This window comes from Streptomyces sp. NPDC048171, from assembly GCF_043202655.1.
Lineage (GTDB): Bacteria > Actinomycetota > Actinomycetes > Streptomycetales > Streptomycetaceae > Streptomyces.
On the sequence record NZ_JBIDAU010000011.1, the window covers coordinates 332,474 to 338,473 of the forward strand.

The 6,000-nt window shown below is 72.5% G+C and carries 4 protein-coding genes; 1 reads left to right on the plus strand and 3 read right to left on the minus strand.

The genetic code is table 11. The features are described from left to right. Window positions 1-85: 85 nt before the first annotated feature. Both ACGF3J_RS30350 and ACGF3J_RS30355 read right to left on the minus strand, forming a co-directional pair. Complete coding sequence (locus ACGF3J_RS30350; RefSeq protein WP_393855213.1) at window positions 86-1,120, minus strand: alpha/beta hydrolase; 1,035 nt, start codon at window positions 1,118-1,120, stop codon at window positions 86-88. Between the two features lie 79 nt (window positions 1,121-1,199). Beyond that, complete coding sequence (locus tag ACGF3J_RS30355; RefSeq protein ID WP_393855214.1) at window positions 1,200-2,861, minus strand: phosphodiester glycosidase family protein; 1,662 nt, start codon at window positions 2,859-2,861, stop codon at window positions 1,200-1,202. Between the two features lie 167 nt (window positions 2,862-3,028). Here ACGF3J_RS30355 and ACGF3J_RS30360 point away from each other — a divergent pair, with 167 nt between their 5' ends. Further along, entirely contained in the window at window positions 3,029-3,847 is an 819-nt protein-coding gene (locus ACGF3J_RS30360) for an SAM-dependent methyltransferase (protein WP_393855215.1), read from the plus strand. 37 nt (window positions 3,848-3,884) lie between these two features. On the opposite strand, the gene ACGF3J_RS30365 is transcribed toward ACGF3J_RS30360, so the two are convergent. Then, window positions 3,885-5,765 carry a discoidin domain-containing protein gene (locus tag ACGF3J_RS30365; protein ID WP_393855216.1) on the minus strand — a complete coding sequence of 627 codons (1,881 nt, stop codon included), beginning with the start codon at window positions 5,763-5,765 and terminating at the stop codon, window positions 3,885-3,887. Between the last annotated feature and the right edge of the window lie 235 nt (window positions 5,766-6,000).

Genomic DNA, 6,000 nt, shown 5'->3' on the forward strand with positions numbered 1-6,000 from the left:
GGGAATGTAAATATGCTTACGCGTCGGAGTTAAGCTAGGGGGCTGTTCCCTTTGCCGCAAGGGGTGTTGGGGATATGGCGAGGTGTCAGGTGGTGACTCGGAGGGCCTTCAGCAACATCGGCAACGACGCGTGCAACTCCCTCTCCCAGTACGCCCATCCATGAGTCCCCGGGCCGTAGAAGTTCGTCGTCACGTGCCTCGCGCCCACCCGCTCCAGCTCCGCCGCCAGTGCGTGGTTCTGGCGGTTGAAGTCGGCCTCCAGGGCGCTCGTGCTGCCCGGCGGGTCCAGCGGGCCCGGGGTGCCGTCGCCGCAGGACAGGTAGACCGGGATCGACTTGAGGCGCCGAGCGAGGTGGAAGGGGTCGTGGGACTGCCAGATACGGCGTTGTGCCACGGGGTCGCCCCAGACGCGCAGTGGGTCGTCTCCCTGGCCGGCGAAGAAGCCCATGATGCGGTCGGTCGACTCGTCGTTCAGGAGCGGGTGTGCCGAGCCCGAGTAGGCCGCCGTCGCCCTGAACATGCCCGGATGCCGGGCCGCGTACGACAGGGCTCCCTGGCCGCCCATCGACAGGCCCGCCACCACGCGGTTGCCGCCGGCGCCCCAGTCGCGCTCCAGGAGGCGGCGGAGTTCCACCGTGTGGAAGGTCTCCCAGGCCGGGTCGCCGCCCTTGCCGTGGTTCCACCAGTCGCTGTACCAGCCGTTCCAGCCCGCCTCGGGCATGACGACCAGCACGTCGCGCAGGCTGTCGGTCCGCGCCACGTCGGTCATCGCGGTCCACGACGTGTAGTCGCCGCAGCAGCCGTGCAGGAGCCAGAGGGTGGGCCAGTGTTGGCGGTGGCGCCGGTCGGAGGGCTTCCAGCCGTCGGGGGTGAGGAGGCGGACCTTGACGGTGCGACCGCCCAGGGCCGTTGAGCGGACGGACAGGTCGAGCTGCCGGTCCGCGACCTGGGTGACGGACACCACCTCCGCGCCGGGGCGGGAGGCGGCCGACGTCCCTGCGGCCCGCGCGGCGGGGGCCGTCGGAGCCAGCGTCGCGAGCAGCACGATCAGGAGCAGCACCGGCGCGAGGAGCGCTCTGGCGCGCGGGCGGGGCGGGACGGTGGGCACGTTCGCGATCACGGCGGCTCCCTGGGGGTGGGTGGCTCTTCGTCGCGCAGTGGTGCGGGTCCTTGGATGGCTCACGGGTGGCACACGGACGTCAGTGGCCGTGCTTGCGGGGCGACAGGATCAACAAGGCGTCGCCGACCGGGCGTTCGCCGGTCGCGTCGGACGGGGTGTTGATGACGGCGTCGTCCGTCACCATCGTCGTGGAGCCGCCGCCGTCCAGGTTGACCGCGTCGCGCAGGCCGAGCGACCTGGCGACCGCGGCGCTCTCGGGGATGCTGAGTCCGAGGGACCGGGTGCCGCGTCCGTCGGCGGTGACGAGTACGGTGCGGCCCGCGGCGTCCACTCCCGCCAGGGTGCGTGGATTGCGCTTGTGCACCCAGCCGTAGTACCAGCTCGGGTCGTCGGGGTGCACCATGCCGTCGGCGGCGGGGGTGACGTGGACACGGCCGTCGCGGACCAGTTCCGGGCCGGCGTTCACGATGTCGGTGCGGGGTGAGGGCTGGTACGGGCGGCCCCGGGCATCCAGCAGGGTCGTGTGCACGCGCAGGCGGTCGCCGACGTGGGCCACGGCCGTCAGGTCCGCCACGCGTCGGCCCGTCGCCTGGAGCGAGGTGCCGCCTGGCGGGAGTGCCCCGCCCCGGGGTGAGCGGATCTCCACCACCCGGTCGTGCGCGTCCAGTACTGCCTCCGCCCCCTCGCCCCCGGGTGTCCGGCCGCCCCCGAACTCGGGCGTGAAGGCGACCAGGTCGTCCGGGTTGGTGCAGGTGACGTCATGCAGCGGCAGCGACGTGGGGAGGTCGCCCGGGGAGCCGCCGCAGTTCCTGATCAGGCCCGGTACGCGGTTGACGCCGCCCAGGCGCAGGGTGGCCGTGGCGCCGGTGACCCGGCCCCGCCAGGTGAAGCGGGCGACCTGCGTACCGCGGGCGTCGTCGTGGAGCACCAGGCTCGGGCGGCCCGCCACCGGTTCGCTCAGCAGGCGCCCGTCGTAGACGCCGACTCCGGCCGGGTCGCCCGGCGCGCCCGCCTTGGGGTCGAGGACGAAGAAGCCCGCGTTGACCGCGGCGGTCGCGTCGGCCGCCGCCGACAGCCGGCTGGTCGTCTCTCGGGCCTCCAGGTCGGGGCCGTAGGACGCGTCGAGGCTGCCGCGGAATCGGCGCGGGTCGACGGTCAGTACGTCCACGCGCCACGGGCCCCGGTCGGTGGCCTCGCCGTCCCAGCCCGTGTACACGGCGGATCCCGTGTATCCCGCCGCTGTCAGGCGGGCGCGTTCGGCCGTCGCGTCGGACTGCGCGTCGTACGCCCCGATGCGGACCCGCCAGCCGAGGGTGCCGCCGGAGTAGTCGGCCGTTCGTGGTGTCCGTACCCGCTCGACGCGGGCCTCGAAGCCCTTCTGACGGAGATCGGCGGTGAGTTCGTCCGCGCTCGTCCGGTCCTTGAGGGCCGTCGGAGGCGCGTCCGGGTCGGGGGAGGTGTCGCCGCCCGGGATGGAGACCTCCACCGTCCAGTGGAGTGCCGGGTCCTCGGCGTTCCCGCGCACGATGCGGGTGAGGGTGACGCCCGGCTGGAGGGTCGTCGTGGTGCGGGTCTCGGGGAGGTCGCCGGGGCCCAGGGGGAGGGTGGTCCGGCTCGGCGGATGGGGGTGGGGACTCGCCGACACGGGCGGGTCCGCCTGCGCCGGCAGCGCGCCCAGCGCGGCGATGATGCCGAGTGCGGCGCCTGTGGCGCCCAGTCTCAGGTTCGTCCGGCTCTTCATCCGACCCGCCTCGTGCCGACCACGGACACCAACCGACGCATGCTGCGCACAAGTATCGACCCGTTACGGCTCGCGTCAAGAAGCGGTCTGCGAAGATGATGTTCCGACAGTCGGTCGCCACGCTCCTCCCGCCGGTGGCCCGCGCGTTGAGGACGGAGTCAAGCCGCATGACCTCCCTGAGCGGTGGCGAGAACGCCGCCCACCCGTACCAGGTCGACACGAGCAAGCCCCATCCCGCCCGGATGTACGACTACTTCCTGGGCGGCAAGGACAACTACGAGGTCGACCAGCGGGCCGCCGAGGAGTTCATGAAGGCGGCGCCCGAGGTGCGCGAGGGCGTGCTCGCCAACCGGCGCTTCATGCACCGCGCGGTCCGGCACGTGGTGGCCGAGGGTGGCGTCCGGCAGATACTCGACGTGGGCACGGGTCTGCCCACCGAGCCCAACGTCCACCAGATCGCGCGGGCCGTCGCCCCGGAGACCCGGGTCGCCTACGTCGACAACGACCCCATCGTCAGTACGCATTCGGCGGCTCTGTCGGACGACCCGGACACCGCCGTCGTCCTGGCCGACCTGCGCGACCCCCGCGCGATCCTCGACCACCCCGAGGTCCGCGCGGTCATCGAACTCGACCGGCCGGTGGCGCTGCTGCTGGTGGCGGTCCTGCACTTCGTCTCCGACGCGGAGGACCCGGCGGGCATCGTCGCCACGCTGCGCGACGCGCTGCCCGACGGGTCCTACCTCGTGCTGTCGCACGCGACGGGCGACGTCCATGAGGACCGGCGCGCGGACGCGGCGGCCGTCTACAAGAACGCCACCGCGTCCATGAACCTGCGCCGCCACGCCGACGTCCTCGACCTGTTCGGCGACTTCGCGCTGGTGGAACCGGGGCTCGTCCGGGTCACCGACTGGCGCCCCGAGGAGACGCCCCGGCCGGACGCGCCGCCGATCGGCATCTACGGCGGGGTGGCGAGGAAGGGCGCCTGACGGACGGACGGGCAAGCCCAAACGGCCTTCCCGTCCGCTATCCCTTCTGCTCCACCCGCACCCAGTCCACCTCCGCCTGCACTCCCCCGGCCGCGATCCGGTCCACGCTGGACTGCGGCAGCCCCCAGTACGGGCTGGTGACCTTGTTCCAGCCGGCCGGGTACGCGCCGCCGAGCGCCAGGTTCAGGATCACGTACTGGTCGTGGTCGAAGACCCACTCCCCCCGCGTCGACTCCAGCTTGTTCCGGGTCGTCTCCTGGACCACCCGGTCGTCGACGGAGAACTTCATGCCGGTCGGCGTCCACTCCACCGCGTAGGTGTGCCACTGGTCGGCCCGGCCGCCGCCCGGGTACACCTGACGGGCCCCGATGTTGCCGTCCGCGGAGTACCCGGGGCCGTGCAGGGCGCTGCTGGTCCAGTCGCCGTAGCCGATGTTCTCCATGATGTCGGTCTCGCCGGAGGCCGGCCAGGACACCGAGGGGTCGTCCACGTTGCTGCCCAGCATCCAGAAGGCCGGCCAGAAGCCGTCGCCGACCGGCAGCTTCATGCGGGCGCTGACCTTGCCGTAGGTGAAGTCGAACTTGGTGTTGGTGTCGATGCGTCCCGAGGTGAAGTCGTAGGTGCCGCCGCCCGCCTTGGTGCAGCCCTTGCAGTGCTTGGCGCGCAGGACCAGGGCGCCGTTCTCCAGGCGGATGTTGTCGGCGGAGTCGACGTACGCCTGGGACTCGCCGTTGACGGAGCCCATTTCCGTGCCGGTGCGCACGACGCGCCACTTGGACCGGTCGAGGGAGCCGGACGTGAAGTCGTCGAAGAACGTGGTGCGGTACGTGCCGGACTGCTCGCCCGGCAGCGCCGGGTACGCCGCCGCCGCGCTGCCTCCCGTGCCCCAGACCTCGAACTCGTAGAGCGAGTAGCCGAACTGGGCGGTCGACGGGGCCGGGTTGTAGAAGGAGCGGCGTTCCTTGCCGAGCATCCGGACGTAGCGGCCGGTGGCGGGCTGCGGCAGGCGGACGCTGTCGTGGCGGCCGGTGGCCTCGCCCGGGGACTTCACGTCGGCGCGGCGGGCGGCGGCCTCGCTCGCGGAGGGGCGGTACACGGTGCGCCAGGTGCGGTTGTCGTCCGAGACCTGGAGTTCGTAGTCGACCGCGTACGCCGCCTCCCAGTACAGCTCCACGGTGTCGATGACCGAGGTGGCGCCGAGGTCGACGGAGACCCAGCGGTCGGCGTTCCAGTCGCTGGACCAACGGCTCACGTCGGCCTTGAGGTCGGCCGGACGGCCGCCGTCGGTGACGAACGCCGGTGAGTTGCCCGCGTGCTGGTAGAAGTTCGCGTACGCCGGGTGGTTCAGGGCGAGGTTGGTGCGGGTGGTGGACGCCGGGGCCGGTTCGCCGCCGTAGACCTTGAAGGAGTAGAGGGAGTAGCCGTAGGGGGTGGCCCGTTCGACGCCGCGCATGCGGACGTAGCGGGCGGTGACCTCCTGCGGGTAGGTGTGGGCGGTGACCGAACCGCCCGTGCCCTCGGTCTCCGTGTAGAAGGGGGTCCAGTCGGTGCCGTTCCGGGACGCCTCCAGCACGTATCTCTTGCCGTAGGCCGCCTCCCAGTCCAGGGTCACGCGGTCGACGCGGATCACGGTGCCGAGGTCGACGCGGATCCAGGCGGCGTCGGTGAAGTCGCTGGACCAGCGGGTGCCGCCGTCGCCGTCGAAGGCCAGGCCGGGTGCGGTGCCCGCGTTCTCGCTGGCCGAGGCGGTCACCGCGGCGGGGTTCGCGGTGTACGCGGCCGCCGCGCGGTCGGTGTCCCAGGCCGCCGCGGCGGCGGACGGCTCGGCGGCCGCGGGGGTGGTGAGGACCGGGCCCGCCGCCAGCAGGGTCAGCGCGGTGAGGGCGGTCAGGAGGGTGCGGGGGGTACGGGATGGCATGGGGTCTCCTCAGGACGAGTGACGTAGGAAATTGCCATGTACCTGACATTCATGGAACGCACCCTTGGGGCGTTCGCATGACGTCCATGTGCTCGGCCGTACGGGCGGGGCCGTGGGGGGGGGGGGGGCCGCCCCCCCCCCCCCCCCCCCCCGGGGGCCCCCCCCCCGGGGGGCCCCCCCCCCCCCCCGCCCCCCCCCCCCCCCCAAAAAAATTGAAAAAGAGAAAAAACACCAA

What these genes read in the sequence shown, in the direction of transcription:
- ACGF3J_RS30355 (WP_393855214.1), bottom strand. Translation starts at nt 2,861, where the DNA reads ATGAAGAGCCGGACGAACCTGAGACTGGGCGCCACAGGCGCCGCACTC.
- ACGF3J_RS30360 (WP_393855215.1), top strand. Translation starts at nt 3,029, where the DNA reads ATGACCTCCCTGAGCGGTGGCGAGAACGCCGCCCACCCGTACCAGGTC.
- ACGF3J_RS30365 (WP_393855216.1), bottom strand. Translation starts at nt 5,765, where the DNA reads ATGCCATCCCGTACCCCCCGCACCCTCCTGACCGCCCTCACCGCGCTG.